The organism is Amycolatopsis sp. NPDC051106, from assembly GCF_040682775.1.
GTDB lineage: Bacteria > Actinomycetota > Actinomycetes > Mycobacteriales > Pseudonocardiaceae > Amycolatopsis.
This window is the reverse complement of sequence record NZ_JBFBBQ010000009.1, coordinates 32,270-59,171: the sequence shown is the minus strand read 5'-3', so window position 1 is coordinate 59,171 and position 26,902 is coordinate 32,270. Positions and strand designations below refer to the sequence as shown.

20 protein-coding genes, 1 tRNA gene and 1 pseudogene are annotated in these 26,902 nt (G+C 69.7%); 11 read left to right on the top strand and 11 right to left on the bottom strand.

From position 1 onward, the window contains the following. Nucleotides 1-49: 49 nt before the first annotated feature. Together AB0M83_RS10065 and AB0M83_RS10060 are read left to right on the top strand one after the other, a co-directional pair. Entirely contained in the window at nucleotides 50-436 is a 387-nt protein-coding gene (locus AB0M83_RS10065) for an STAS domain-containing protein (RefSeq protein WP_364515190.1), read from the top strand. After that, the gene (locus AB0M83_RS10060; protein ID WP_364515188.1) at nucleotides 433-2,427 is read left to right on the top strand and encodes a SpoIIE family protein phosphatase; all 1,995 of its coding nucleotides are present in this window, start codon (nucleotides 433-435) and stop codon (nucleotides 2,425-2,427) included. Before AB0M83_RS10065 ends, AB0M83_RS10060 begins: the two co-directional genes overlap by 4 nt. 32 nt (nucleotides 2,428-2,459) lie before the next feature. On the opposite strand, the gene AB0M83_RS10055 is transcribed toward AB0M83_RS10060, so the two are convergent. The 3 genes from AB0M83_RS10055 to AB0M83_RS10045 all read right to left on the bottom strand — a co-directional run bounded on the left by AB0M83_RS10055 (nucleotide 2,460) and on the right by AB0M83_RS10045 (nucleotide 5,604). Continuing rightward, nucleotides 2,460-2,660 carry an ATP-binding protein gene (locus tag AB0M83_RS10055; protein ID WP_364515185.1) on the bottom strand — a complete coding sequence of 67 codons (201 nt, stop codon included), beginning with the start codon at nucleotides 2,658-2,660 and terminating at the stop codon, nucleotides 2,460-2,462. 544 nt (nucleotides 2,661-3,204) lie between these two features. Then, the gene (locus tag AB0M83_RS10050) at nucleotides 3,205-4,440 is read right to left on the bottom strand and encodes a PP2C family protein-serine/threonine phosphatase (protein WP_364515182.1); all 1,236 of its coding nucleotides are present in this window, start codon (nucleotides 4,438-4,440) and stop codon (nucleotides 3,205-3,207) included. A gap of 396 nt (nucleotides 4,441-4,836) precedes the next feature. Then, nucleotides 4,837-5,604 (bottom strand): GAF and ANTAR domain-containing protein, encoded by a 768-nt coding sequence (locus AB0M83_RS10045; RefSeq protein WP_364515179.1) that lies wholly within the window; start codon nucleotides 5,602-5,604, stop codon nucleotides 4,837-4,839. A gap of 576 nt (nucleotides 5,605-6,180) precedes the next feature. On the opposite strand from AB0M83_RS10045, the gene AB0M83_RS10040 reads away from it, so the two are divergent. Then, nucleotides 6,181-6,537, top strand: a complete 357-nt coding sequence (locus tag AB0M83_RS10040) for an STAS domain-containing protein (RefSeq protein ID WP_364515176.1) — start codon at nucleotides 6,181-6,183, stop codon at nucleotides 6,535-6,537. Between the two features lie 11 nt (nucleotides 6,538-6,548). On the opposite strand, the gene AB0M83_RS10035 is transcribed toward AB0M83_RS10040, so the two are convergent. The 5 genes from AB0M83_RS10035 to AB0M83_RS10015 all read right to left on the bottom strand — a co-directional run bounded on the left by AB0M83_RS10035 (nucleotide 6,549) and on the right by AB0M83_RS10015 (nucleotide 11,782). Beyond that, nucleotides 6,549-7,628, bottom strand: a complete 1,080-nt coding sequence (locus AB0M83_RS10035) for an alpha/beta fold hydrolase (RefSeq protein WP_364515174.1) — start codon at nucleotides 7,626-7,628, stop codon at nucleotides 6,549-6,551. A gap of 145 nt (nucleotides 7,629-7,773) precedes the next feature. Next, entirely contained in the window at nucleotides 7,774-9,255 is a 1,482-nt protein-coding gene (locus tag AB0M83_RS10030) for a PP2C family protein-serine/threonine phosphatase (protein WP_364515171.1), read from the bottom strand. A 49-nt stretch (nucleotides 9,256-9,304) separates the two neighbouring features. After that, entirely contained in the window at nucleotides 9,305-10,312 is a 1,008-nt protein-coding gene (locus tag AB0M83_RS10025; protein ID WP_364515169.1) for a GAF domain-containing protein, read from the bottom strand. Nucleotides 10,313-10,419: 107 nt separating this feature from the next. Then, nucleotides 10,420-10,806 (bottom strand): STAS domain-containing protein, encoded by a 387-nt coding sequence (locus tag AB0M83_RS10020; protein ID WP_364515166.1) that lies wholly within the window; start codon nucleotides 10,804-10,806, stop codon nucleotides 10,420-10,422. 184 nt (nucleotides 10,807-10,990) lie between these two features. Then, nucleotides 10,991-11,782 carry a GAF and ANTAR domain-containing protein gene (locus AB0M83_RS10015; RefSeq protein WP_364515164.1) on the bottom strand — a complete coding sequence of 264 codons (792 nt, stop codon included), beginning with the start codon at nucleotides 11,780-11,782 and terminating at the stop codon, nucleotides 10,991-10,993. 952 nt (nucleotides 11,783-12,734) lie between these two features. Here AB0M83_RS10015 and AB0M83_RS10010 point away from each other — a divergent pair. Together AB0M83_RS10010 and AB0M83_RS10005 are read left to right on the top strand one after the other, a co-directional pair. Beyond that, nucleotides 12,735-12,935 (top strand): NlpC/P60 family protein, encoded by a 201-nt coding sequence (locus AB0M83_RS10010; RefSeq protein WP_364515415.1) that lies wholly within the window; start codon nucleotides 12,735-12,737, stop codon nucleotides 12,933-12,935. Nucleotides 12,936-13,188: 253 nt separating this feature from the next. Continuing rightward, a complete protein-coding gene (locus tag AB0M83_RS10005; RefSeq protein ID WP_364515161.1) occupies nucleotides 13,189-16,362 on the top strand; it encodes an NACHT domain-containing protein in 3,174 nt (1,057 codons plus the stop codon). Between the two features lie 197 nt (nucleotides 16,363-16,559). On the opposite strand, the gene AB0M83_RS10000 is transcribed toward AB0M83_RS10005, so the two are convergent. The 3 genes and pseudogenes from AB0M83_RS10000 to AB0M83_RS09990 form a co-directional block, all read right to left on the bottom strand. Further along, nucleotides 16,560-16,778: a hypothetical protein gene (locus tag AB0M83_RS10000; RefSeq protein ID WP_364515159.1), complete on the bottom strand. Its 219-nt coding sequence runs from the start codon at nucleotides 16,776-16,778 to the stop codon at nucleotides 16,560-16,562. A gap of 181 nt (nucleotides 16,779-16,959) precedes the next feature. Next, a pseudogene (locus AB0M83_RS09995) lies at nucleotides 16,960-17,700 on the bottom strand (C40 family peptidase); the annotation flags it as partial. Nucleotides 17,701-18,057: 357 nt separating this feature from the next. Next, nucleotides 18,058-18,130 (bottom strand) — tRNA-Ala (locus AB0M83_RS09990). 288 nt (nucleotides 18,131-18,418) lie between these two features. Between AB0M83_RS09990 and AB0M83_RS09985 the strand changes: the two genes are divergently transcribed. The 6 genes from AB0M83_RS09985 (at nucleotide 18,419) to AB0M83_RS09960 (ending at nucleotide 26,839) form a co-directional block, all read left to right on the top strand. Further along, nucleotides 18,419-20,605 (top strand): RICIN domain-containing protein, encoded by a 2,187-nt coding sequence (locus AB0M83_RS09985; protein WP_364515157.1) that lies wholly within the window; start codon nucleotides 18,419-18,421, stop codon nucleotides 20,603-20,605. Between the two features lie 150 nt (nucleotides 20,606-20,755). After that, the gene (locus tag AB0M83_RS09980; protein WP_364515154.1) at nucleotides 20,756-21,325 is read left to right on the top strand and encodes an HdeD family acid-resistance protein; all 570 of its coding nucleotides are present in this window, start codon (nucleotides 20,756-20,758) and stop codon (nucleotides 21,323-21,325) included. Nucleotides 21,326-21,338: 13 nt separating this feature from the next. Next, nucleotides 21,339-22,265, top strand: a complete 927-nt coding sequence (locus AB0M83_RS09975) for a ribonuclease Z (RefSeq protein ID WP_364515152.1) — start codon at nucleotides 21,339-21,341, stop codon at nucleotides 22,263-22,265. A 10-nt stretch (nucleotides 22,266-22,275) separates the two neighbouring features. Next, nucleotides 22,276-23,928, top strand: coding sequence for an FAD-dependent oxidoreductase (locus tag AB0M83_RS09970; RefSeq protein WP_364515150.1), 1,653 nt, complete (start codon nucleotides 22,276-22,278; stop codon nucleotides 23,926-23,928). Then, nucleotides 23,925-25,346: an ATP-binding protein gene (locus AB0M83_RS09965; RefSeq protein WP_364515147.1), complete on the top strand. Its 1,422-nt coding sequence runs from the start codon at nucleotides 23,925-23,927 to the stop codon at nucleotides 25,344-25,346. The genes AB0M83_RS09970 and AB0M83_RS09965 overlap by 4 nt, the downstream gene beginning before the upstream one ends. Next, entirely contained in the window at nucleotides 25,346-26,839 is a 1,494-nt protein-coding gene (locus AB0M83_RS09960; RefSeq protein WP_364515144.1) for a carboxylesterase family protein, read from the top strand. The genes AB0M83_RS09965 and AB0M83_RS09960 overlap by 1 nt, the downstream gene beginning before the upstream one ends. Nucleotides 26,840-26,902: the final 63 nt, after the last annotated feature.

The window sequence follows — 26,902 nt, the reverse complement described above, 5'->3', positions numbered from 1 at the left end:
CCGCGACATCTGATAAGCACCTGCGACGAGGTCGAGGCAGAATTGCGGCATGTTCGAGACGCCTGATTCGAAGATCCAGGAGCCGTCGGGGGATGACGGCGGCGCGGCGGACGGGGTGACACTCGAAAAGCGGGACGAGGCGCTGGTCCTGCGGGTAACCGGAGCGCTGGACCTGTCTTTGGCGCCGAAGCTCCGTCAGTTCGTCGATCGCGCGCAGCGGCTGGCCCCCTCGGTGTTGGTCATCGACTTGTCCGAGGTCAGCTTCCTGGCATCCGCGGGGATGGCGGAACTGGTACGAGCCCATCGCAGCACGCCGTCGATCGCCGTGCGGGTCGTGGCCACCGGACGTGTCACCGTGCGCCCGCTCCAGCTCACGCGGCTGACCGACGAACTGGTGATCGCTCCCACGCTCTCGGCCGCGCTGGCTCCCGCGTGACCGGCCAGAGCGGGTTCGATGACCTGATCGACGCGTTGCGCGGCACTTTCGTCGGCAGCGAGGGCGAGCTGGTCGAAGTGAAGACGCTCCGGTTGGCTGACGCCGAGCGGCGCCGGTTGGCCGGCGGTGACCCGGACGAGGGCCTGGCACTGGTCGTTCCCGGCGGCGTGCTGCTGGACGAGCTGCTGCCCGGCGTGCCGGTGTCCGCGGCCGTGGGCGTCCTCAGCCGTGGAGAAGGTGTGCTGATGTTCGCCACCGACCCGGTCAGTGAGCGCCACCGGGCTCTCGTGGAGGGGGCCGGCCTGGTGACCGGCCCGGTCGCCGGGCTGGTCCGGGAACTGCACGCCGAAGCGTCCGTCCTGGACCTGCTGCATTCGGTGGGACGGGAGCTGACCGCTCAGCTCGACGTCGACCGGCTGGTGCAGAAAGCGACCGACGCGGCCACGAAGGCGACCGGTGCCGAGTTCGGCGCGTTCTTCTACAACCTGGTCGACGAACTGGGTGAGTCCTACACGCTGTACACGATCTCCGGGGTGCCGCGGGAGGCGTTTTCCCGGTTCCCGATGCCCCGCAACACTGCGGTGTTCGGCCCCACGTTCGACGGCGTCGGCACGGTCCGTAGTCCCGACATCACCCAGGATCCCCGGTTCGGCCGGAACGCGCCGTACCACGGGATGCCGGAAGACCACCTGCCGGTGCGCAGCTACCTCGCCGTCCCGGTGATCAGCCCGACGACCGAGGAGGTGCTGGGCGGCTTCTTCTTCGGCCATCCGCAGGCGGACCGGTTCACCGCACGTCACGAGTTCCTCGCCGAAAGTCTTGCCCGGTACGCGGCCATCGCCCTGGACAACGCGCGGCTGTACGAACGGGAACGGATCTTCGCCACCGAGCTGTCCCGCAGCATGCTGCCGGTCGTTCCCGACGTCAGCGGGGCGGATGTGGTGACGCGGTACCTGCCGGCGACGACCGGGAGCAAGGTCGGTGGCGACTGGTTCGACGTCATCCCGCTGTCGTCGGGGTCCACCGCGTTCGTCATCGGCGACGTCGTCGGGCACGGGGTCACCGCCGCGACCATCATGGGGCAGATCCGTACCGCCATCCGGTCTTACGCCCTGCTGGAGCTGGCTCCGTCCGAGGTCCTGCGCAACGTTTCCCAGCTGGCCGCGGGGCTGTTCGATGCCAGCTTCGTCACGTGCTTCTATGCCGTGCACGATCCCGGCCGGCGCAATCTCACCTACGCCAACGCCGGCCACCTCCCCGCTGTGCTCATCGCGCCGCACGGTGAGGTTCAGCAGATCGGCGAAGCGCTGGCCCAGCCACTGGGCGTCGGCAGCGAATTCCCGCAGCGGATGACGGCGTTCCCGCCCGGGGTCGACTTGGTGCTCTACACCGACGGCCTGGTCGAAAGCCGCACCCGGGACCTCACCGTCGGTATCGAATGGCTGCTGGAGGGAATCACCCGGGTACGCGAAGCGCCCGACCGGGAGGCGGCGTGGGACGAGCTGATCTCCGAGCTCACCCTCGGCCGCCACGACGACGACATCGCTCTCATCCACGTCCACCGCCACCTCGACCCGCCGGCGGCCGAATTCCACCGACGCGCCGACGCCACCGTCGACGAGCTCGCCGGGCTGCGCAGCGGCTTGACCCAGTGGGCGGCGGGACTCGGCATGACCGTCGAGCGCAGCGAGGACCTGGTCCTGGCCAGTTACGAGGCCCTGTCCAACTCCGTCGAACACGCCTACCGCGACGATCCGCGGCCCGGCGCCGTCGAGGTGCACGGCGAACGTCACCGTGGCCAGGTGACGGTCACCGTCACCGACTACGGCACCTGGAAGGTCAGGGATGCCACCGACACCCTTCGCGGGCGCGGCCTTTCGCTGATCGGCGTCTTGGCCGACCACACCACGACCATCCACCGGGACAACGGCACCACCGTCATCCTGACCTGGACCGTTGACGACACCACCGAGGATTCCGCTACCGGATGATCAGGCGTCTCACGACGGTCTGACTCGTCCGGCTACGAACGCCGAGGCTGGGGGAGTCCCGCGGTGAGGCGGACGGTGAAGCCGGTGTCGTCGCGGTGGAGGGCGACGTGGGTGCAGATCCGGTGGGTGATCCACAGCCCGCGCCCGCCGACGCGCCGGTCGGCGGGGAGCAGGCCGGCGAACGGGTCGTCGGGGCCGGGGCCGGGGCCGGCGTCGTGCACGGTGCCGACCATGTGCTCGGTGTCGGCCCAGATCCGCAGGTGAACCGGTGGGCGGCCGTGGCGAGCGCGTTGGTGACGATCTCGCTCACCGCGAGCACGAGGTTCTCGATGAACTGCGTTCCCGCGGAGGCGGGCAGTGCCGCGCGCACCAGTTCGGCCCGGTCCGGCTCCAGGGACACGATGGTCGGTTCGCCCGCGGTGAGGTGGTCGATGAACCGCAGCCCCCGGGCATCGATGGCGACCGGTCCCTCGGGACCGCAGGTCGGCGCGCTCGAGCGCCAACGGCGGCGGCACTGTCGCCCGCAGCTGCCCGGCGAGGACTTCCGGGGCGCCGGGGGCGGCGTAGAGGACGCGCTCGCCCGCGGCGAGCCCCTCGGCCAGGAACTCGCAGGCCCGGACGACGAACTCCGCCCGCTGCCGGTAGCCCCGGCACACAGGGCCGCGGGCCGCCGGAGGTGGCCGCTTTCCCGCCCGGTCGGCATCTCCGCCACGTCACCGGGTCTACGTCGTGGACGTCGCGTCGCTACTCGAGGCAGGTGGCCTTGGTGCCCGGTGGTCACACCGGGTCACCGGAGGTGCCGGCCGGTGAGGCGGTGTCGGTGTCGGCGCCGTAGTCGGCGTTGCGTTCGGTGCGGTCGGTGCCGTGCCAGTCCAGGCACAGCACGGTGGCGTCGTCCTGCAGGTGACCGTGGCAGGCGTGCGTCACCGCCCGGGTCGCTGCCTGGACCAGCTCTCTGGTGTGCAGCCCGCTGGTCTCGCGGATCAGCGCGGGCAGGTCGGCGCCGGCGGCGTCGCGTTCGAGCATGCCGTCGGTGAGCAGCACCAGCCGGTCGCCGGGGCGCAGGTCCAGCCGCTGCACCCGGAAGGGGTACGGCCGGACGCCGAAGAGCAGGTCCGGCTCCACCTCGATCGGCTTCACCACACCGTCGCGCAGCAGCAGCGGTGCGGGATGTCCGGCGTCGACCAGCTCGACCCCGCCCGTTCGCAGGTCCACGCGCAGCAGCAGCCCGGTCGCCAGGGACACCTCGCCACCGTGGTCGAGGAGTGCCTGGTTGGCCTGCCGTGCCTGCTCGGCCAGGCCGAGGCCGGCTCGGCGGGCGCCGCGCAGCGCGCCGACCAGCAGGGTCGCGGTCAGCGCCGAGGCCACGTCGTGACCGGCGGCGTCGGTGATCGACAGGTGCAGGGTCTCGCGGTCCAGGGTGTAGTCGTAGGTGTCGCCGCCGATGTCGTCGGCGGGCACCAGGGCACCGGCGACGGTGAACTGGGCCGCCTCGCAGCAGGACGCCGTGGGCAGGAGCTGGTGCTGGATTTCCGCGGCCAGGCTCATCGGGGTGGTGCGCCGGCCGGTGTGGTATCGGTCGGTGAAGCGGCGGTCGGTGACGATGACGTAGGCCAGCGCGTGGGCGGCCTGCCCCAGCTGGGCCAGCACCTCCTCATCGCAGAAGGGCACGGTCGCCTCCAGGACACCGACGCAGTCGCCGCGGTTGGTCACCGGCAGCACCGCCCGCACCCCGCCGTCGTTTTCCTCCCGCCACGGCCGCTGGGTGCGCAGTACCTGCTCGTAGACGCTGGCCCGCAGCTTGACCGGCTCCGGGTCGCGCCCGTCCGGGTCCCGCGCGGTCGAGGTCAGCCGGACCAGGTGTTCCTCGACGAGGTCGACCAGCAGGAAGGACACGTCGAAGGCGCCCAGCCGCTTCGCCAGGTCACGCGCGACGACCTCGACCGATTCCACGGGCGGGGCGGTCTCGGCGGCCGCCAGCACATCACCCGGTCCCAGCTTCCCACCGTCCACGGCGACCTCCGATCACTCGGGACCCACCCAACCACAACAGCACACCCGACCGGACGCAAGACCGCCGGTGACGGACGAGCAGGTTCCCGAGGACCGTAAGCGCATCGTGCCGAATGCGGCTCCGTGCCGAATTGTGCACGCCCGCGGTCCGGTCCGGGATGCACTGCGGGCCGCCGGAGTCCTCGGAGTGCTTGCCGACAGCGAGGATCTCGGTGCGCTACTGCCGGCCGTGGTTCACTCCGGCTCGGCAAAGACCTTGTCCGGTTCTCGCGGTGTCCAGAGTGGACGGAATCATCACGTCCGCGGCCGGTGGGGAACAACGGTCAGCTGGGCAGTGAAATCGGTGGGAGAGCGCCGGCCGAGTGGGGCGTCCGGTTCTGCTGCCTCTCAGCTGCTTCACCCGGCAGGCGGTATCCCGCTGGTGTCGGTGAGCAGGTTGGCGATCAAGCGGGCGGCGAGGTCGCGGAGTTTGATGTTGCCGTTCTGGGATTGGGCGACGAGTACCTGGAAGGCTTCGTCGGCGGGGATGCGGCGCGCGGCCATGATGACGCCTTTGGCCTGCTCGATGACGCCCCGGGTCTCGAGGGCGGTCTGTAGTTGCTGGGCGACGTCGCGGGCGTGGCTGTAGCGGGCGAAGACCCGTAGCCCGGCTTCGGCCGCCGCGGTGAACAGTTCCAGTAGTTGCTCGTCGAGGTCGGCGAAGCCGGTGGTGTCGGTGCTGTAGCAGTTGACGGCACCGGCGTGTTCGCCGTCGATGACGATCGGTGCGGACAGGAAGCTGCCCATCCCGGCGGCTGCGGCGCCGGCGGCGAAGCGGGGCCACCGGTCGGCGGCGGCGTCGATCGCCACCCGCGTCACCCTCCCCGATGTCGCCGCGTCCAGGCACGGCCCGGCTCCCAGCCGGTACTGGTCCCGGTCCAGCTCGACGCAGACGGTGCTGGTTCCGGCGGGGGTGTAGGGCTCGCCGCCGCGCAGCAAGGTGATCGTGGCCGCGTCCACGCCCGGCACCGCGCGGGTCACCTGTTCGCAGACCCGCTGCAGCAGGACCCGCAGGTCCTCTTCGTCGGTGAGGGCGGCGGTCAGCGCTTCCAGCGCGCCGGTGACTTCGTCCAGTACCTGCGCCCGCGGCTGCGCGTCCGGCCCGGGGCCTTCGGTGGTGGTCATGTGTCTCTTTCGCCTCACGGCCCAGCTGATCCTGGACTGCCGGCAGGACGCTATCCGGACATGGGTGACGCTACGCCGAACATCTCCGGCTCGCCTGGTTGCCGCTCCTGGCGCCGCTGCTCACGGCGCGTCGGTGAGCCGGCGCGGACCGTGACGGTCCGGCACGGTCGGAGGCGGGGTCTCCCGGCCGGCGGAGTAGCGTTCACGGTGGGCCCGTGTTCAGCAGAGTGGACGAGCCCGCCCCACGGAAGGTGGTGGACGTCGCATGCCCGACGTCACGATGACCGGGCAAAGCCGGCCCGCCGGCGCGCTGGGGGCGGGCAAGCTCGCCGGACGCTGGGTCGGACGGCCGGCCACGGGCCGTGGCAAAACGGTGCGGGCCGAAATCAGCTGCGATGGCCCTGAACGGCACCCGTGCGGCCCACGAGGGGGCCGCCCCCACGCCGAGATGACTTCCCCGGTCCGGCACCACGGCCGGGTGACCCGGGCCGCCCGCGGTAACGGCGGGGGTCCGGGATGCGCTGTAACTCCACGACACGGTGCTTGTTTCGCGACTGCGAGAACGGAAGTACCGCAATGACCACGATCCCCGCCACCACCCCCCTCGAGCGAGGCGAAATCGCTGCCGTCGAGATCACCGGATCCACCGGAGGGCCGGTGACGCTGAGCGCGCGGGGTGAGCTCGGCGAGGACGTCACCGACCGGTTCGCCGCCGCGGCCCGCGCCACCACCGACCTGGCCCGCACGGCGACCGAGGTGATCATCGACCTGACCGCGGTCACCTACCTCTCGCTGGAGTCACTGACCGCACTCGTGAAATTGGCGCGAGGCTGCGCCGTCGCCGGGGTGCCGCTGCGGATGCACCCGTCCCCCATTGCGCGGTCGAAAATCCGGCAGACCGGCCTGGACACCCTGTTTCCCCTGTCGCCGTAGTGCTTGCCGGCTCAGCCGGCGGCTACTCGGCCGCGATCATGGCCCTGGGCCGGGCGGGTGGTATCGCGGAGCCAGCCGAGGAGCGTTGCGTAGACAGCATCGTCTCGGAGCAGGCCGAAGTGGTTCATCCCGCCGAGCCAGGCGATGTCGGCCTCTTCCGGCAGCTCACCGGCGCTCACCGGCGTCACGAGGAGGTCGCCGAACAGTCGGCCCCACGTGCTTCCCCGCGTGCGCGACAGCGTCGCGGACACGAACAGGCGGCGGACGCCCGCCGGAGGGACGGGCTCCGGTGGGCGTTCGGCCCCGGGGTCGCCGGCCCACTGCCGATGGTGCAGGTAGCCGTGCGCGAGGTCTTGGATCCCGTCGCTGCGCAGCGCGAGCAACCAGGTGAGGGGAGCGGTCACGGGTGATTTGCCGAGCAGGTCCACGAACTGGGCGACGCGTCGTTCGAGGGGCGCGCCGCTGTGCGGCGTGCCGAGGCAGACCAGCCGGGTCACCCGGGAGAGCCAGGGCGAGTTTCGTTCTTGTGCCCGATACAGCGCGCTTCGAGCGACCAGGCCGCCCATGGAGTGTCCGATGAGGACGACGTCGGTGACCGGTACCGGCCACGCCTCGATCAGCCGGGACAGCAGGGCGGCGAGGTCGCGCCCGTTCTCGGAGACGTGGTGGCCGGTGTTGTACCGCACGTGGACCGGAGTGACGCCCAGGTCGTCGGCGAGCCGAGACCCGAAGTCGGCCCCCGGTCCGCAGCCGCGGAACCAGCTGCGTTCGGTTTCGACCAGCCCGTGCACGAAAACGGCCAAGCTGCCGGTCGCTCCGGGGAAGGCGGTGGCGAGCGACCGGGAGTCCACGCCGACCGGCTGCCGGTCGGACCGGACGGTCATCTCGTCGCCCGCGCCGTGGCCGGACGCGGGCAGCCGGGCGCCGAACAGCCCGTGGGTGATGCCGGTCATGCGGTGCCCGGCGGCGGACTCGACAACCGAACTGGTCCAGTAGTCGCGGGCGAGGAGAGCGGGAAGCCGGGGGATCGCCGCCGCCGCGGCTGCCCAACCGGTCAGCCGGCTCAACGCCCGATCTGGTGTTTTCGGCATTTGCTTCCCTCGTGCGTCGTCGCCGCAGGACCGGCCGACCTCGGGAAGTGGCTACCCTTCGTGCGGCCCGCTACGCGGTGCCGCGGCGGCCGGCGGGGTGATCTGCGGCGCACCCCTCGGGGAGCTCCGGGCAAGCGGCGGCTGCTCAGGGGGTGACGCGGGAAGGGCGGGTCCAGCGCGCGAGCAGGACCGTGGCGTCGTCCTGCAGCGTGCCGTTCTGGTGGTGGAGGACGGCTTTGGTGAGCCGGCGGGCGGTCTCGGGCGGTGGGTTGCCCGCCGCGGCCTCGCGGCGCAGGAAGTCCAGGAGCCGCGGTTCGCCGAAGAATTCCCCGGTGCTGTCGCGGGCCTCGGTGATGCCGTCGGTGTAGAGGACCAGCCAGTCCTCCGTTTCCAGGTACTCCTCGCCGACTTCGAGGTCGCCCAAGCCGAGGCCGAGCGGGAGGCAGCGGCCGGCGGCCAAGGGCTTCACGATTTTCCCGCCGCGCATGACGAGGGGATGGGGATGGCCGGCGTTGAGGTAGCGCAACCGTCCCGTGGTGAGGTCGAGTTCGACGAGCACGGCGGTCGCGAACGCGGCGTCGCCGAACTGGCCGCTGATGGTTTCGTCGATCAGCCGGGCTTGCTCGAACAGCCCGTGGCCGGCCCGGCGGGCGCTGCGGTAGGCGGACAACGCGGTGGCCGCGATCAGGCCGCTGCGCAGGTCGTGCCCGACCGCGTCCAGCACCAAGAGGCTCGCGGTGGTTTCGGACAGCGCGTAGTCGAAGGCGTCGCCGCTGACGCTGTCCCGCGGTTCGACGACACCCGTCACGACGAAACCGTCGACGCCGGCGGTCAACGGCGGCAACAGCGACCACACCAGCTCCGCGTTGACCGTCCGCCGGGTCCGCAGCCGGACCCGGTCCAGGTCGTCCCCGTACTGCGACATCAGGGTGACCAGGTGCCCGAGCAGCATGGACAACCACCGGCACTGAACCCGCAAGCCCGGGTCGTACAACTCGTCCGCCTCGTCGACCTCGATCTCCAGGACGCCGAGGCGTTCCGCCCCGTCCACGAGGGGCACCCACAAGCGAGGCCCGCTGGGTGACTCCGACGGGAGGATCTGGATCTGCCGGAACGCACGTCCCGCGAGCGTGGTGTCGACGTCGAGGTCAGCACGCTCCGGCACCGGTCGCTCCGGCGTGGCATCCGGGAGGGGATGGAGGCGCCGCTGGTCGTAGTCGACGAGGTAGACGCCGATCCGCACACCGAGCGCGGTGGCGGCGGTGCCCACGGCCTTGGGCAGCCGATCGGGTGGAGCGAGCTCGGTGCCCTCCAACAGCCGCACCAAGGCGGCGAACGGCGCGCTTCTCGGGGTGCTGTCCCGGATCTGCCGGCTGAAACCGGCCCGGTGCGTCCAGGTCAGCTCGTCCAGGCGTTCGTTCACCGCGAGGGCGAGGGTGTCGCGTTCCAGTGGCGGCAAGTCGGTCAGTCCGTGCAAGTACGCGTCGATCTCGATGAAGCCGGCCTCGCCGCCCACCCCGAAGTAGCGCAACCACAGGCCCTCGACGGACAGCTCGGCCCGCTTGAACGCCAGAGCCAGACTGCGTTGCTGCTCAACCGCCCGGTCAGGCGGGTGGTCGTTTTTCACGGCCGTTCACCGTTGCTCACGGCCGGCGTCGCCGAACAGGCGCGGCTGGTCATCGCAGCCGTCGCACCGTGGACTGGGCCAGCCGCTCGGCGGCGTGGCGGAGGGTGGTGCGCTCGTGCCCGGCCAGCTGAGCCAGCGTCAGCAGTGCTGCGCGTTCGTCGACGCGGTCACGGGCCATGACGATGCCCTTGGCCAATTTGACGATCTCTCGGCCACGCAGCGCTTCGGCGACCTGGGCGCTGGCGCGTTCGGCGTCCTGCGCGGTCCGCACGTTGCTGATGAGCATGGCCGCCTGGGACGCGAACATGGTGAGGACGTGTTCCTCCCGCTCTCCATAGGAATGCGGCGAAACGGCATAGACCTTCAGCGCGCCCAGCGGCTCGGGCCCGGCCACCATCGGCGCACTCAACGCCGAGCGCAGCCCCAGCTCGGCCGCCGGTCGTGACCAGGCCGGCCACCGGTCATCCTGCGCGAGATCGTCGACTCTCACGACCACCCGATCCGCCCATGCGGTCAGGCACGGACCGTAACCCAGCTGGTACTGCACCGCGTCGGCCCGCTCGACCACCTCGTCCGTGGCGGCCGCGGTCACCCGCTCACCGTGGCGGTCGAGCAAGCTGATTCCCGCTCCGGTCGTTCCCGGCACCATCTCGACCGCCAGTGCGGTGACCAGTTTCAGCGCCGTGTCCACCTTCTCGGACGACAGCAACAGACCGGACATGCGCGCGAAGACCGCCGCCAGCTGGCCCGCGGTCAGCTCTTCGACCGCCGGCGCGTCACTCGACGGCTCACCCGCATGCGGAATATCCGAGGTCATCTCCGGGTGCCTCTCTCCGCGCTCGGTCTTGCCGGCCTGAGAATCCTGGCTACCCGCTCTGCAGCCGTTCAACCGACGAACCCGAGGTAGCCGCACGAGCGCCTCGCGGTCTTGCGCCCAGCCGGGTTCACCGCCCGCGCCCGCCGTCGCACGAAGGTGGTTGAGTTCCGTGCCAATTGGGCAGTATTCCTCGTCCACCACGACCGCGCCGACGCCGAGGACTGGCTGTCGCTGCTGCACCGACTCCGCTGACCCGGCAACGACCGCACAGGGTCATCACGGGGCCACCGTCACCCGATGACTCGGCCGACGTGGGTTGAGCTTGGTCACGGACCCGCCGTGGCCGGTCACGTGCGGTCCAACGCGGCCGAGAGCGTGGGACGGATCACCAGCTCGTCGGTCAGGCGCGCGAGTTCGAGAGGTCGCAACGTGATCCGCCCGGTGGCCACGACCCGTACTGTCGTCGACGCTGCGAGGCGATCGGCCCGCACCAGTTCCGCCATCCCCGTAGAGGCCAAGAAGCTGACCTCGGTCAAGTCGATGACCAGCAGCGAGGGGGCCAGCCGCTGTGCGCGGTCGACCAACCGGCGAAGCTTCGGCGCAACGGCCAGGTCCAGCGCTCCGGTCACCCGCAGAACGAACGCCTCACCCACCTTCTCGAGTGTCACCTCGTTCGCCGAGCCCGGGATGTCCGCCGGCGGCTCCTCGGTCCCTGCGCCATCTGAGTCGGACATGCCGCAATTCTGCCTCGGTCTGGCGTCAGGTGCTCGGCAGACAGCGAATCCACCGCGCCGTTTCGGCGGTCGCCGCTCAGATCGCGGTCGCGTTGGCGCGTGCTCGCCGACGAGATGATCGGCGGCAGGTCGGATAGGCAACCCGGAATCGGGTTGGGCTGCCACGCGCGGACCGAGCCGCCGGTCAGCGGGTGGGCAGGTCGATGTCGGTGTGGCGATCGGCGAGCGTGCGGGCGAGTTCGGCCAGCTTGACGTTGAGGTCTTGCGACGCCCTTCGCAGGATGTCGAACGCTTCGTCCGCGGAGATGCCGCGCCGCACCATGATGATGCCCTTCGCCTGGCCGATCACGTCCCGGCTGTCGATCGCCGTGCGCAGGTGCGTGGCCTGCAGTTCCGCGCGGGTCACGGCGTCGGTGGCGGCCAGGGCGAGGGAAGCGTGGGTGGCCAGCAGGAGCAGCACGTCGCGGTCGGCTTCGTTCAACCCGTCGCGGGAGCGGGAGTAGACGTTGAGGGCGCCGTGGGATTCCCCGCTGGGTGGCCCGCTGATCAGCGCGGTGGCGAGGACGGAACCGAGCCCGAGCGCCGACGCGGCCGGGGCCCAGCGGGGCCAGCGGGGCTCATCGGTCAGGTCCGGGGCGATGGCCACGGCCGGGCCGCCGGGGACGGCGGCCTCGACGCACGGCCCTTCCCGGAACCGGTATTGCAGCCGGTCGAGTTCGATGGCGACTTCGCCGGTCTCCGCGGGTGTGTGGAAGTGTCCGCCGGCGTCGAGCAGGGTGAAGCTGGCCAGGTCGGCGGCCGGGACCATCAGCGTGGTGGCTTCGAGCACGCGCTGCAGGATGTCCTCGACGGTGGCCGCGGCGAGCAGGCCGGCCGTCAGCTCGGCGAACTGGCGCGCCAAGGGTCCGGGCCCCGGTGGCTCGAGGTCCGCGACGAACGCCGCTTTGTCCAGCTGCCAGTCCTGCTCACTGCCCATTGCCGTTCTCCCTAGGGTCGCCCTGGAAGACAGCTGCCTTCTCAACCATCGCGAAGACCAACTTAGCCTGCCGGACCGTCCGGCCGCTACGAGCCGGCGGCCGCTCGGCGGCGAGCTCACAGCGGGAGGCGGGTTTCGAAGTGGGGTGGCCGGGTAACGAGGGTGTAGGTCCGGATCCTCCCGTACGGGCTCCTTCGGATCTAGACCCCGCCGGCTCCAAACAAGGGGCCGGCGGGGTCGTCGCCCCAACCGGCCACCTCAGCAGGCGTTCGTCCACGTCGCCGCCGAGTATCGGCGCCTCGGGTGCGGACGGTCGCTGGTGGCGGCCGCGGTGGCTCGTGTCCCGTCCTACCGGCAGACGGCGCTGCTACCCGACGGTCCGGTGGCTCAGTCGTTCCGCGCCTGGGAGCGAGCGGGAAGCGGTCGTCGCGGAGTGCCTGCAGCAGATCTGGCAGCTCTGCGGGCAGCAGCTTGTCTCGGCAGGTCAAGAGCGCGGCGGCCGACCACCAGCGACGCTCGATCAGACCGGTGTTCGCGGCCGCGGTAGGTGAAGCGGCTTTCGCGCGGTCGCGGGCGTGGACGAGCAGGACCGCGTCGTCGTGGTTGAGGAGCAGGACGCGGGCGCCGACCCGCAGGGCCGGTTCGCTGGCGACGGTCATCCGGTGGTCCTCACGTCGTGAGATCCAGGTGATTAGGAGCTGCCGTCGAGCCTGTGGTGGGCCCACGTCCGGGCGGCCGCGGTGAGTGCCCGTCGGTGGGGTAGCGGTTGGTGTCGTTCGAGGCATTCCCAGATGCCCCAGATTGCGACGGCGAACGCGGTCCTCGTTTCCTGGGCAGCAAGCTGCTGAGCGCGACCACCGTCGACGAGTTCGACGGCGCGCTCGCCGAAACACTGGCGGTGGTTGCGACGAGATCCCGGCCCCGTCCACGGTGGCGCACTCGCCGATCACCCATGCCTGCGCCCAGCTCGGCAAAACCCTACGTCTGGGGAGGTGACGGCGACCCTGGACTCGACTGCAGCGGGCTGACCAACGCCGTTTACGCGGCCGCGGCGATCGTCTGCCCCGCACCTTCACGCGAGCAGTTCGTCGTCCGGCCACTCGTCGACGGCAAGCCCATCACATCGGGCTCTACCTCGGCGGCGGCACCATGATCGACGTGTTGGGCTTCGGGAAAGCCGTGCAGATTCATCCGTGCCGCTATCGAGGCGACGACTGTTATCACGTCACGCGGCCGTCAAGCCAGGGTTCGGACGCATTCGATGCAGTATCGTTCAGGATATGGCACTTTCCCATTCTTGCCGGGCAGAGGTTTTGCACCGCCGGTGAAGGCGCAATGCATCGTCGACCTGGACAGCGCTGTACGACCGCCGGTGTCCGGCTTCTCCAGCCGGTAGTATCGCGGACATGTCTTCGGCGGTGCTGGCAACTCTCGTCGCGCAATCCGCAGCCAAAGCCGTCGGCGGTATGGCAGTCCGAGCGTCGGCGCCCGCGTGGAAAGCTGCGGCGAAGAGGCTCCGTCCCGCTCCGGCGCCGGTCAGGCAGTCGGCGAGCTGGCGAGATGTCAAGCTCGTGCGCGCCCAGCAGGCCGCAATCTCCACGTACCTGCAAGGGCGTCTGTGCACCGGCCTACTGGAGATATTTGCCTATCTGGAGATGACCGGAGAAGGCCCGGACACGGCGGAAGAGTGCAACCGACTGGGGGAGAGCTTCGTTCGGGAGCTCGTGGACAAGCTCGATCTTCCCGATGCGCAAGGAAAACGGATCGCCGAGTCCCTCTGGTCGGAGCTGTGCGCTTGCGTGCACCTGCAGCTCCAGGAACTGCGTGAAGAGAATGTCTTCACCTCCGATGATTTCCTCTACGCGACAAGCCTTCGCAACCTCGGCGGGACCCCGCCCGCCGAGTCGTCACTGGCGTCCGCAGTATCCGAGCGATGGGCTCTTTCGGGCCAACGGCAACGGGCTTCCGCTGCCCTTGCCGCCGTTCGCGTGATCCGCCAGGCGATGCGAACGCGGTACGCCATGATGGTGATGCCGCACTCGCGTGATGACCACCGAGTCCCCATCGAGCAGATCTACGTCGCCCGCTTGCTGACTCCGCGACCGCACTTCCAAGTGGTCGAGTCCCGTCGAGCGCGCCCCGGCGTCGACGAACGATCGGATACCGGCGGCCCGGCAGAGGCCGTCGAGGACTTCGCGGCCGCAGCTGCGAGCGACCTGGCGCCGTTGGCGGAGTCGGAGATGGCAGACCGGCGTTTCGTCGTCGTCGGTCACCCCGGGGCCGGCAAGAGCACCTTCATTCGCAACCTGCTCCATCGCGTCGCCTCGCGCCAGGGCGACGAGACGCCGATCGCGCCGATGGTCGTCGAACTCAAGGACCATCAGGCGCCGACCACCTCCTACCTCACCATCTTGGCCGACACCCTGCGCGTCGTGGCGCAAGCCGAGTTCGGTGCCGACACCATCCGGGACATCCTTTTCCTGGGGCTCGGCGTGATCGTTTTCGACGGCCTCGACGAGATCGCCGACATCGACATGCGGCGTTCGACGGTCGCCGGGATCGAGGAGTTCTGCCGACGCTATCCGCTCGTCACGGTAGTGGTGACTTCCCGCGAGGAGGGCTACCTCCGCGCCCGTCTCGACCCGGCGCTCTTCCCGGTCTACTACCTTCCCGACTTCACCGACGAGCAGCTGGAACTGTACGTTCAGCGCTGGTTTCGGATCGTCGCTCAGCCGAGGCACTTCGAGCCCGGCGACCGGGTGCGGAACTTCCTCGAGGACAGCGTGCACGTCGAGGACCTGCGGACCAACCCGCTGATGTTGTCGCTGCTTTGCATGATCTACGAGTACGACGGGTTCATCCCGGAAAACCGGCCGCAGGTTTACGAAGAATGCGCCGAGCTGCTCTTCGAACGATGGGACCGGATGCGCCGCGTACCTATTTCGTTCAAGTCGAACACCAAGACGCGGTACTTGATCCAAGAGCTCGCGTATAACTTCTTCAACCAGGGAAGCGTGCAGAGCGGGCTTCCCGAAGGAAGGCTGAAACAGAACATCAAGGACTACTTCGAGCGCAACGTCGTCGACGACGCCGAGTCCGCTTCTCTGCAGGCTCAGGACTTCCTGGACTTCTGCGCCGGGCGGGCTTGGCTGCTGGCACAGACCGGAACCTCCGAACGCGGGGAACGGCTCTTCGGATTCACCCACCGCACGTTCCTCGAGTACTTCGCTGCGTGTTTCATCGTCCGCCACTGCAACAGCGCACGCGACGTGATCGGCATGATCCGGCCGCTGATCCAGTTCAACACCAGCGAAGTGGTCCCCCAGATCGCGATACAGCAGTTCGACGCACGACGCGCCGACGGCATCGACGACTGTCTGGAGCTGCTCGTGCTCGACCGATCGGATGCCGACCGTCGCGTCCAGGTGGAGTTCGCTCTGCGTTCGCTGCGGTTCATGCGCCCGAGCCCGAGAGTACTCGATCGGCTCTACACGGCCGCGATTCTGCTCTACGCCAGAACCAGGGACACCCAGCTGCTGGCGCTGCTGCTGTCCTGTCCACCGGACACCTTCCCGACAGCTCGGCGAAGTTGCCGGGCGATCCTGACCGGGAACGTCGCCGTGAACGCCGAGTGCGGCGCCGCCATCGTCGACGAGTTGCTCCAGGTGGTCGCCGACGGGACTGTGCCCGCTGAACTGGCTCGCCGCCTGGAGTCCCAGCCGGACGCGCTGGCCGGGATCGTCGTCGGCCTCGCACCGAGGATCGCGTCTTCCCATCCGGGCGTGGTCGTGGAGCTGTGCCGTCGCGACCTGTTGCCGATGGAGCGATACGTCGAAGCCATGGGAGCTCGTGGGCTGTTGTCAGTGCAGCTGCACGGCACGCCCGATGAGACGCCAGGTCCGCTGGTGGACCTGCTCCGGCGATTCTTCTCTGCCGGTGAGATCGATCCGGACCTCCATGACATGCTCGTGCGGATCGCCGCGTCGCCGGCCTACGTGCTCCCGCTCCGCTGGCTCGTGTTGAGGGAGCTTGCCGACATCGGCAGGCTGTCCGAGGCATCCGCGCTCTCCGGATCGTTCGGGCACGGCGAGCCCGAATCCGAGATTATCCCGCTGTCGGCCGAGATGCGCCCCATGTTCGACGACAAGTCGGCGCTGGCCGAACTGCTCGCCTCGGACGAGGTACCGGACGAGACGAGTCCGACGGCGCTTGAGGCGCGGGGGCCGTTCGAGCCGGCAGTCGTACGCCGTCACTTCCCGATCGGACGAGACCTTCCCCCGTCGTCGACCGGGTTCTACCTGCTCTTCCTGGCGACGATGCTCGCCGCCTACGAACGTGCCCCTTGGCTCGGTGAGGGCCGATCAGGCACCTGGCACATGATCGGCTCTCGCTTACCCGGGTTCAGCGATCTCATTATGCCTCTCACCCGAGTGGACAAGACCGGTCAGCTGACGCTGAGCCGCGACGAGCTGGGAGCCTGCGTCATCCGGTTCACCTCGACGCTGAACTGCAGCCCGGAATGGCACGCCTGGTTCGACGCTTGGAAAAAGGAGGAGGCCGAAGCCTTCGTTCGCCACTAAGCGGCGGCTTCGGTCCCGGTAGCTCCCTGATGGTCCAGCGAACTCGGTGAAGCTCGCCGAGAAATCCCCGTCCTCCAGTGCGACGTGTGCGACCTATGTCCACAGGAGACGGTGTTGGTTCGACGGATCGCTGGCCGGTTCCACGGCCGTGGCGCTGGCTACCCGCCGGAGTCGGCCGGTCCACCGCTGAGGCGACGTCAGTTCGACGTGAAGCGCTTCGGTGCCTCGCGCGTCTTTGTTGCCATGCCGTTGATGGCGAGCTTCTCCAAGGCGTTGTTCACAGCGCTGCTAGACCGGCCGAGCGTTGTGCCGATCTTGGCAGGTCTGAACTCCTCGCCGGGGTTCGCCTGCAGAAAATCCTTCACCAGGTCGTAAAGTGCCCCCTTCGGCAGTCTTTCCTGCTTCGGTGCTTCCACCGTGGGAGCTCCCGAGACTGCCGGATCGGTGGCGGGGGCAGGCCCCGGGCCGGGGCGTTCGCCCGCCGGTGCGCATCCGGTGGTTCGAGCTACACATCCATGGACGCTCCGTCAGCCGCTTCATGTCAAGCGTTCGTCCAACAAGACAGGCGTATCGCCCAGAAGTGCTTGTGCCGAAGCCTCAACGGAGCCCGGTTGGCCTGGTCGCGCCGAAGTAGTCGTCACCGGGGTGGCGATAGGGCTCCACCGTCACGGCCTGTCCGAAGTCGGGCGCGTCGATCATGTTGCCGCCGCCGATGTACAGGCCGGACGTGGTGGACGCGTCCGGCGGTCGCGTAGAAGACGAGGTCGCCCGGAAGCAGCGGGGCGCCGGCGGGCACGTGTGGTCCGGCCGCGTACTGCTCGCGCGAGGTCCGCGGCAGCGGGATGCTGGTGGCGCCGTACGCGGCCCGGGTCAAGCCGCTGCAGTCGAACCCGGCGTCGCCGTCCTCGGGGCCGTTGCCTCCCCGCACGTACGGCAGTCCGCGTTGCCCGCAGGCGTAGTTGATGGCGGTGAGCGCGGCGGGCGTCGGCGCGGTGACGTTCGAGCAGTCGCCGGCGCCGGTGTGCTCACAGGCCACTCCTGCGACCGCGGCCACGATGGCCTCGGCGTCCGCCTGGTGTCGGCCGTATGCCATCCGGTGTGCCCGACCGCTGGACGGTCTCGGCGGCATCGTTGAGACTCATCTGCTGCCACCCGGAGACGGCCTGCAGGTGCCGATAGAACTGCGTGGCCGCGTAGGTCGGATCCATGACCTGTCGCGGCGTGCCCCAACCCTGAGAGGGACGCTGCTGGAAGAGGCCGGGGCTGTCCCGGGTCGCCGTGATCAAGTTTGCGCAAGGTGGATTCCTGGATGGCGACCGCGACCGCGATGACCCAGCCGGCTGACATATTCTGCAGTGTCGGTGGTGCTCGTCATGTCTACCCCACGACACGACGCTCGCGGTTCGTTCCGGTTCCTCAAATTTCTTGCTGTCGACCCGGCCGGGGTGCACCGGCCGTCGTCGGCCTCTGCCTGGCGGGCGTCTGGCTGCGAGATGACTCGAAATCCACCTGTTCGGGGGACGCTACTGGGGCACTTTTCGTGACCCCATTTCGCCGCGATCCGGCCGGTGCCCCAGTTCTGCCCCAGCTACTAGCCGGTAGCTGAACTTCTTCTGGACGAAACTCAAGATCCGTTGCAACGAAAAAACCGCCCTGCCTGGATCTTCGGATCCGGTGGGCGGTGTTTCGTCACTGTGGAGCTAAGGGGACTCGAACCCCTGACCCCCTCACTGCCAGTGAGGTGCGCTACCAGCTGCGCCATAGCCCCGAAGCGAAGGTGTACTCCGCATCTCGTGTGTCCATACGTTACACGACCCTCGGACGGCCTCAGCAGAGGGGTAGCTCTTCGGAGCAGTCCCGCTCATCGGAGCGCTGACCAGCAGTTTTACACCTTATTTTTAGTCGTGTATTGACTCTCAGCTGTGGCCGCCGTTACATTTTCGGCGGTTGTGACGCCGAGGTCCCCGCCCGTTACGCCGCGTCTACCCCCAGACCGGGCATGCCTCTGCCGTTTCCTGCTCTACGGACGCCGCGAACCGCGGCAGAGGAGGTTTCGATGAAGACGAGACGGCGGGTGATGGTGCTGCTCTCCGCGGCATCCGCCCTGGTCGCGGGCATGCTGACCACGAGCCAGGCGCAAGCCGCGGTCACTCCGGACGGCTGGTACACCGTCGCCGCCGTCAACAGCGGCAAGTGCGTTGATGCCCGGGCCGCCGGGACCGCCGATGGCACCGTCGTGCAGCAGTACTCCTGCAACCAGACCGCTTCGCAGCAGTGGCAGTTCCAGCCCACCGGCGACGGCTACTTCCGGGTGAACGCCCGCGGCAACCCCGCCGCGGCCTGGGACGTCACCGGCGTCTCCACCGCCGATGGTGGCCTCGTGCAGCTCTGGTCCTACTCGAACGGTGCCAACCAGCAGTGGCAGGCCGTCGACGAGGGCAACGGCCGCTACCACTTCGTCAGCCGCAACAGCGGGAAGTGCCTCGACGTTCCGGGAGCCTCCGTCGCCGACTCCGTGCAGCTTCAGCAGTACGCCTGCAACGGCACCACGGCCCAGTCCTTCATCCTGAACCCCGTGAACACGACGCAGCCCGGTCAGCCGGACTTCGGCCCGAACGTGGTGATCTTCGACCCGTCGATGTCGAGCTCCAGCATCCAGAGCCGGCTCAACAGCATCTTCGGCCAGCAGGAACGCAACCAGTTCGGCAGCCAGCGCTACGCCGTGATGTTCAAGCCCGGCACGTACTCCAACGACGTCAACGTCGGCTTCTACACGCAGGTGCTGGGCCTCGGCCTGAGCCCCGACGCCGTGACGATCAACGGCGCCGTGCACGTCGAGGCCGACTGGTTCCCGCCGCAGAACGCGACGCAGAACTTCTGGCGCGGCGCCGAGAACCTGTCCGTGAACCCGAACGGGGGCACCGACCGCTGGGCCGTCAGCCAGGCCGCGCCGTACCGCCGCATGCACGTCCGCGGCAACCTGCAGCTCGACGACGGCGGCTGGGCCAGCGGCGGCTGGATCTCCGACACGAAGGTCGACGGCCAGGTCCGCTCCGGCTCGCAGCAGCAGTGGATCTCGCGCAACTCGCAGTTCGGCAGCTGGTCCGGCTCCAACTGGAACATGGTCTTCGCGGGCGTCCAGGGCGCCCCGGCGAACACCTTCCCGTCGCCGCCCTACACCACGGTCGGCCAGACGCCGGTCGTGCGCGAAAAGCCGTTCCTCTACATCGACAACGCCGGCAACTACCAGGTCTTCGTCCCCGGCGTGAAGACCAACGCGTCCGGCACGAGCTGGGCGAACGGCACCGCGCCCGGCAGCTCGCTCCCGATCGACCAGTTCTACATCGCCAAGCCCGGCGCCACCGCCGCGGACCTGAACGCCGCGCTCGCCGCGGGCAAGAACCTGCTGGTCACCCCGGGTGTCTACCACCTCAACCAGGCGCTGCACGTCACCCGGCCGGACACCGTCGTGCTCGGGCTCGGCATCGCCACGCTGGTGCCGGACAACGGCGTCACCGCGATGAACGTCGACGACGTCGACGGCGTCAAGGTCGCCGGCCTGCTGATCGACGCCGGCACGACCAACTCGAACACCCTCATGCAGGTCGGCCCGGCCGGTTCGGCCGCCGACCACGCGGCGAACCCGACGTCGCTGCACGACGTGTTCTTCCGGATCGGCGGCCCGGCCGTCGGCAAGGCGACGAACAGCCTGGTGGTGAACAGCGGCAACGTGATCGGCGACCACATGTGGATCTGGCGCGCCGACCACGCCGACAACGGCAACAATGTCGGCTGGGGCACCAACACCGCCGACACCGGGCTCACGGTCAACGGCAACAACGTGACGATGTACGGCCTGTTCGTCGAGCACTACCAGAAGACGCAGGTCGTCTGGAACGGCAACGGCGGCCGGACGTACTTCTTCCAGAACGAGATGCCCTACGACGTGCCGGACCAGGCCGGCTGGATGAACGGGTCGACCAAGGGCTACTCCGCCTACAAGGTGGGCCCGAACGTCACCAGCCACGAGGCGTGGGGGCTGGGCAGCTACTGCTTCTTCAGCACCAACCCCTCGGTCGCCAGCGCCCACGCCTTCGAGGCGCCGAACACCCCGGGCGTGCGGTTCCACGACATGGTGACCGTGTCGCTCAACTACCAGGGCACGATCACGCACGTCATCAACACCACGGGTGACACGACCCCGACCGGCACCAAGCCGGTCAACCTGGTCAGCTACCCCTGAGCAACCGGCGTGCGCCGTGGTGGCGGCCGCGGCGCACGCCGGTCCTTCAAGTCCACAATGGCCGGTGCATGCCCCGAACGGGTGTTCGGAGGCGCGAACAGCGGGTAACCGTCGCGATACTGAGGTCCCCAACGATCCCGGGAGCGGCAGATGACCTCCTTCGCAGCGTTCTCCGTCGTCGAACCCCGCCGGGCATGGCCGATCGCCGCCGTCCGCGGCGTGTTCGCCGTGCTGTTCGGGCTCTTCGCGCTGATCTGGCCGGGCGCCACCGTGCTCGTGCTGGCGATCCTCTACGGCGTGTACGCGATCGTCGACGGCATCGGCGGCCTGATGCAGGCCTTCCGCCCGGGCGACGCCGGCCACCGCGCCGCCTACGGAATCCTCGGCGCGCTCGGCATCATCGCCGGGATCCTCGTCCTGGTCTGGCCCGGCATCACGGTTCTGCTCCTGGCCCTGCTGGTCGGCCTGTGGGCGATCGTCACCGGCATCGCGGAGATCGCGGCCGCGATCCGGCTGCGCAAGCAGATCCGGGGTGAAGCCTTCCTCATCGCGGCGGGCGCGCTCTCGGTGATCGCGGGCGTCCTCATCGTGATCAACCCGATCGCCGGCGCGTTCGGCATCGCGCTGCTCGTCGGCATCTACGCGCTGCTCTACGGGATCATGCTGCTGGTGCTGGCCTTCCGGCTGCGCAAACTGGGGGACACCACCCCCGCGGCTTGAGTAGCGTGCGGGAGTGTCGACCCGCGAACTGGTGGTGCTGGGCACCGCGAGCCAGGTGCCCACGCGCCACCGCAACCAGAACGGCTACCTCCTGCGCTGGGACGGCGAGGGCATCCTCTTCGACCCTGGCGAAGGCACCCAGCGCCAGATGCTGCGGGCCGGCGTCGCCGCCACGGACATCACGCGGCTCTGCGTCACGCACTTCCACGGCGACCACAGCCTCGGGCTGTCCGGGGTGATCCAGCGGCTCTCGCTGGACAAGGTGCCGCACCCGGTCCACGCCCACTTCCCGGCGTCCGGCGCGCACTACTTCGAGCGGCTGCGGCACGCGACGGCGTTCTACGAGACGGCCGACCTGCGCGAACACCCGATCACCGACGACGGCCCGATCGCCACCGGGAAGGTGACCATCGAGGCCCGGCGGCTGAGCCACCCCGTCGAGGCGTACGGCTACCGGCTGGTCGAGCCGGACGGCCGCACCATGCTGCCCGACCGGCTGCGCGACCACGGCATCGCAGGCCCGGACGTCGGCAAGCTCCAGCGGGCAGGCCGGCTCGGGAACACCCGCCTCGAAGACGTCAGCACCCCCAGGCCCGGCCAGCGGTTCGCGTTCGTCATGGACACCCGCCTGTGCGACGGCGTGTACGCCCTCGCCGAGGGCGCCGACATGCTCGTGATCGAGTCGACGTTCCTCGCCGAGGACACCCACCTCGCCCGTGACTTCGGGCACCTGACCGCCCGGCAGGCGGCCCGCGTCGCGGCCGAGTCCGGTGTCCGGCAGCTCGTGCTGACGCACTTCTCCCAGCGCTACCCCGATCCCGCGCGCTTCCTGGACGAAGCGAAAGCCGAGTTCGACGGCGAGATCGTGGTGGCCGAAGACCTGGAGCGGGTCCAGGTCCCGAAACGGCGGTCCTCCCCAGCCGGCCACCCGGCGCCGTAGGCTGCATCTCGTGAGCCAGCCGATCCTGATGACCGTCGACGACGATCCCGCCGTGTCCCGCTCGGTCGCCCGTGACCTGCGGCGCCGCTACGGGAAGGACTACCGCGTCATCCGCGCCGACTCCGGCGCGGACGCCCTCGACGCGCTGCGCGAGATCAAGCTGCGCGGCGACGCCGTCGCGGCGATCCTCGCCGACTACCGGATGCCGCAGATGGACGGGATCGCCTTCCTCGAGAAGGCGATGGACCTGTTCCCGCACGCCCGCCGCGCCCTGCTGACCGCCTACGCCGACACCGACGCCGCGATCCAGGCGATCAACGTCGTCGACGTCGACCACTACCTGCTCAAGCCGTGGGACCCGCCGGAGGAGAAGCTCTACCCGGTGATCGACGCGCTGGTCGAAACCTGGAAGGCGGTCGGCGACAAGCCCGTCGAAGAGGTCAAGCTCATCGGCCACCGCTACAACTCGCCGTCGTTCCACCTGCGCGACTTCCTGGCGCGCAACGCCGTGCCGTACCGCTGGTACTCGGTCGAGGACGACGAAGGACGGCGGATCCTGCAGGCCGCGGACGCCGCCGAGGCCGACATCCCGGTGATCGTCACCCCCGACGGCACCGTGCTCAAGCAGCCCACCGGCGGCGAGATCGCGGACGCGGTCGGGTTGTCGACCCGCCCGGCGCAGGAGTTCTACGACCTCGTCGTGATCGGCGGCGGTCCCGCCGGGCTCGGCGCGGCGGTCTACGGCGCGTCCGAGGGCCTGCGCACGGTCCTCGTCGAGAAGAAGGCCACCGGCGGCCAGGCCGGCACCAGTTCGCGCATCGAGAACTACCTCGGCTTCCCCGACGGCGTCTCCGGCGCGCAGCTGACCGACCGGGCGCGGCGCCAGGCGCAGAAGTTCGGCGCCGAGGTGCTGACCGCACGCGACGTCGTCGGCCTCGAAGCCCGCGGCTCGTCGCGGGTCGTCACCTTCGGCGACGGCAGCGAGATCGCCGCGCACTCGGTGATCCTCGCCAGCGGCGTCACCTACCGGGCCCTGCAGGCCGAGGGCATCGAAGAGCTGACCGGCCGCGGCGTCTACTACGGCTCGGCCGCGACCGAGGCGCCCGAGTGCAAGGGCGAGCACGTCTACATCGTCGGCGGCGCCAACTCCGCCGGACAGGCCGCGGTGTTCTTCTCCCGGCACGCCAGCGACGTCACGATCCTGGTGCGCGGCGCGTCGCTCGAGGCGTCGATGTCGCACTACCTGATCGAGCAGATCGCCGGCATCGAGAACATCCACGTCCGGACGCACACGACGGTCAAGCAGGCCCACGGCGACGAGCACCTCGAGCGGCTGACGCTGTGCGAGAACGGCGTCACCGAGACGGTGGAGAGCGGCCACCTGTTCATCTTCATCGGCGCGGCCCCGCGCACCGACTGGCTCGGCGAGGACATCCAGCGCGACGACCACGGCTTCGTGTGCACCGGCCCGGACCTGCTGGCCGCGGGCCAGCGGCCGAGAGGCTGGACGCTCGACCGTGATCCGCACTACCTCGAGTCGTCGATCCCCGGCGTGTTCGTGGCCGGTGACGTGCGGTCCCAGTCGGTCAAGCGGGTGGCGTCCGCGGTCGGCGAGGGCGCGATGGCCGTGACGCTGGTACACCGGTACCTGGAGGAACAATGAGCGCACTGCCGCGGGAAGAGCTTCGCGGGCTCTTCCTTTTCGAACACCTTTCCGAAGACCAGCTCGACTGGGTGGCCGCCAACGCCGTGCTCGAGGAGTACGAAGGCGACTCCACCATCATCAGCGAGGGCGGCGAGGCGACCTGCTTCTACGTCCTGCTCGGCGGCGCCATCCGGATGACGCGCCTGGTCAGCGGCACCGAGGTGGAGACCAACCGGTCCGACCAGCGCGGCGCGTACTTCGGCGCCACGCAGTTCTTCGTGCACCAGGACACCGACCACAACTACGGCGCGACGGTGCGCGCGCTCTCCGACGTCACGTTGCTCGCGCTGCCGTCGAAGGAGTTCTCCGTCGAGTTCCGCAGGTGGTTCCCGATGGCGACGCACCTGCTGGAAGGCATGTACCTCGGCTGGCGCAACAGCGACACCGTGATCGGCTCGCGCCGCCGGCTCCTCGCCCTCGGTGAGCTGTCCGCCGGCTTGACCCACGAGCTCAACAACCCGGCCGCGGCCGCCGTCCGGGCGACGTCCGCCCTGCGCGAACGCGTCGCCGGGATGCGGCACAAGCTCGCCTTCCTCGCCAAGAAGGACATCGAGCCGGAGCTGCTCCACCAGCTCATCGACGTCCAGGAACGCCTGGTCAAGCAGGTCGTGCAGGCCGAGAAGCTGTCCGCGATGCAGCAGGCCGACCGCGAAGACGAGATCACCGGCTGGTTCGAGGACCGCGGCATCGACCAAGGCTGGGACCTCGCCGACATCTACGTCCGCGCCGGCCTCACGACGGCCGACCTCGACAACGTCCTCGAGCAGGTCGGCGACACCTTCATCGACGGCGCCGTCCGCTGGCTCGCCTACGCGCTCGAGACCGAGATGCTGATGGGCGAGATCGAGGACTCCACCACGCGCATCTCCGCGCTGGTCGGCAAGGCCAAGCAGTACTCCCAGATGGACCGGGCGCCGCACCAGTGGGTCGACGTCCACGACGGCCTCGACTCGACGCTCGTCATGCTCGCGGGCAAGATCGGCGACGGCGTCCGCGTGGTCAAGGAGTACGACCGGAGCCTGCCGAAGATCCCCGCCTACCCGGCCGAGCTGAACCAGGTCTGGACGAACGTCATCGACAACGCCCTCGGCGCGATGCAGGGCGAGGGCACGTTGACCCTGCGCACGTGGGGCCAGAACGACCAGGTCCGCGTCGAAATCGGCGACACCGGCCCCGGCATCCCGGCGGACATCAAGCAGCGGATCTTCGAGCCGTTCTTCACGACGAAGCCGGTCGGCGAGGGCACCGGGCTCGGCCTGGACATCTCGTGGAAGATCGTCGTCGAACGCCACCAGGGTGACCTGCGCGTCGAGTCCGAGCCGGGGAACACCCGGTTCGAGATCTGCCTGCCGACGGTCGAGCAGGCCTCGCTCTGATGGCTGCCGTCCCGACGGTCACGACCGAGCTCGGGGCGCTGGTGGGGCTGGCGGGCGACGGCGTGCGCCGGTGGCGGGGGATCCCGTACGCCCGCCCGCCGGTCGGCGAGCTGCGGTGGAAGGCGCCCCAGCCGCCCTCGTTCTCGGGCGGTGTCCACGTGGCGGCGGAGTACGGGCCGCACGCGATGCAGGCGCCCGACCCGATGAACCCGGCAGCGGTCTGTGACGAGGACTGCCTGTACCTCAACGTCTGCACGCCGGAAGGGCCGGTCCCGGACGGCGGCTGGCCGGTGTTGTTCTGGCTGCACGGCGGCGGCTACCGCGTCGGCCACGGCGAGCAGCTCGGGGACGGCGACGAGTTCGCGCGCGCTGGGATCGTCGTCGTCACGATCAACTACCGCCTCGGCTCGCTCGGCTTCCTGCACCTCGCCGGCATCTTCGGGGAGGCCGAAGCGGACGCCGGGGTGTGCGGCCTGCTCGACCAGATCGAGGCCCTGAAGTGGGTGCGCCGCAACATCTCCGCGTTCGGTGGCGACCCGGCGCGCATCACCGTCTACGGCGTTTCGGCGGGCGCGAAGAGCGTCGGGAACCTGATGGGCAGCCCGCTGGGCGCGGGCCTGTTCGCGCAGGCGATCAGCAGCAGCGGCGGCGCGGACCACGTCGCGACGCCGGAGGCCGGCACCGCGCTGGCCCGGCGGCTGCTCGACGAGGTCGGCTGCCACGACGTCGAGGCGCTGCGCGCGGTGCCGGCCAAGGAGTTCGTCGAAGCGCAGGAACGGATCCTGAGCGGGCTCCAGGCGTTGTGGCTCTGGCGCCCGACCCTGCACCCCCGCGTGCTGCCTGAGGTCCCGATCGGGCCGATCCGCCGGGGGAGCGCGGCCGGGATCCCGCTCCTGGTCGGCTGCAACAGCAACGAAGGCAGCACGTACGCGCTGATGCTCGGCGACGACATCGCGACCGCACCGGCTTCCGGTGTGCTCGAGGGAATCCTCGGCGACGAAGGCGCTTCGCACCTTCTCGATACGTACCTCCGCCGCGTCCCCGACCTCAAGTCCGCGAAGATCGCCGCGATGGGCGACGAACGCTACGGCATCCCGACGCAGCGCCTCGCCGACGCGCAGTCCGCGCACGCGCCCGTCTACCGCTACCGCATCGACATCGCCGCACCCGGCGTGCCCGAGCAGCTCGACGGCGGCCACGGCACGGAGACGACGATGGCGTGGAAGACCCCGCTGCCGCTGTTCGCCGAGGCGACCGACGTGAACCCGGCCCGCGAGCGCGCGGCGTTGCTGATCCACCGCTGCTGGGTGCGGTTCGTGCACGACGGCGTCGCGGACGCGGACGGCCCGGAATGGCCGCCGTACGGCCCCGAACTGCGCCCGGTACTGGTTTTCCGCGAAGACACCGATCTGGTGCTCGACCCACGGCCGGACGAGCGAAAGGCCTGGGGCGACACGGAATGGGCGTCCGGGACCTGGTTCCCGGTGACCTGAGACCGTTCCTTCATCCGCCGTTCACTTCGAACCGGCTCCCTCCCGCGTCCAATGGGCGAAGGC

Coding starts and splice junctions, on each gene's coding strand:
- AB0M83_RS10065 (WP_364515190.1), top strand. CDS start 50: ATGTTCGAGACGCCTGATTCGAAGATCCAGGAGCCGTCGGGGGATGAC.
- AB0M83_RS10055 (WP_364515185.1), bottom strand. CDS start 2,660: ATGGTCGGCACCGTGCACGACGCCGGCCCCGGCCCCGGCCCCGACGAC.
- AB0M83_RS10045 (WP_364515179.1), bottom strand. CDS start 5,604: ATGACCACCACCGAAGGCCCCGGGCCGGACGCGCAGCCGCGGGCGCAG.
- AB0M83_RS10040 (WP_364515176.1), top strand. CDS start 6,181: ATGACCACGATCCCCGCCACCACCCCCCTCGAGCGAGGCGAAATCGCT.
- AB0M83_RS10035 (WP_364515174.1), bottom strand. CDS start 7,628: ATGCCGAAAACACCAGATCGGGCGTTGAGCCGGCTGACCGGTTGGGCA.
- AB0M83_RS10020 (WP_364515166.1), bottom strand. CDS start 10,806: ATGTCCGACTCAGATGGCGCAGGGACCGAGGAGCCGCCGGCGGACATC.
- AB0M83_RS10015 (WP_364515164.1), bottom strand. CDS start 11,782: ATGGGCAGTGAGCAGGACTGGCAGCTGGACAAAGCGGCGTTCGTCGCG.
- AB0M83_RS10010 (WP_364515415.1), top strand. CDS start 12,735: ATGCCTGCGCCCAGCTCGGCAAAACCCTACGTCTGGGGAGGTGACGGC.
- AB0M83_RS10005 (WP_364515161.1), top strand. CDS start 13,189: ATGTCTTCGGCGGTGCTGGCAACTCTCGTCGCGCAATCCGCAGCCAAA.
- AB0M83_RS09985 (WP_364515157.1), top strand. CDS start 18,419: ATGAAGACGAGACGGCGGGTGATGGTGCTGCTCTCCGCGGCATCCGCC.
- AB0M83_RS09980 (WP_364515154.1), top strand. CDS start 20,756: ATGACCTCCTTCGCAGCGTTCTCCGTCGTCGAACCCCGCCGGGCATGG.
- AB0M83_RS09965 (WP_364515147.1), top strand. CDS start 23,925: ATGAGCGCACTGCCGCGGGAAGAGCTTCGCGGGCTCTTCCTTTTCGAA.
- AB0M83_RS09960 (WP_364515144.1), top strand. CDS start 25,346: ATGGCTGCCGTCCCGACGGTCACGACCGAGCTCGGGGCGCTGGTGGGG.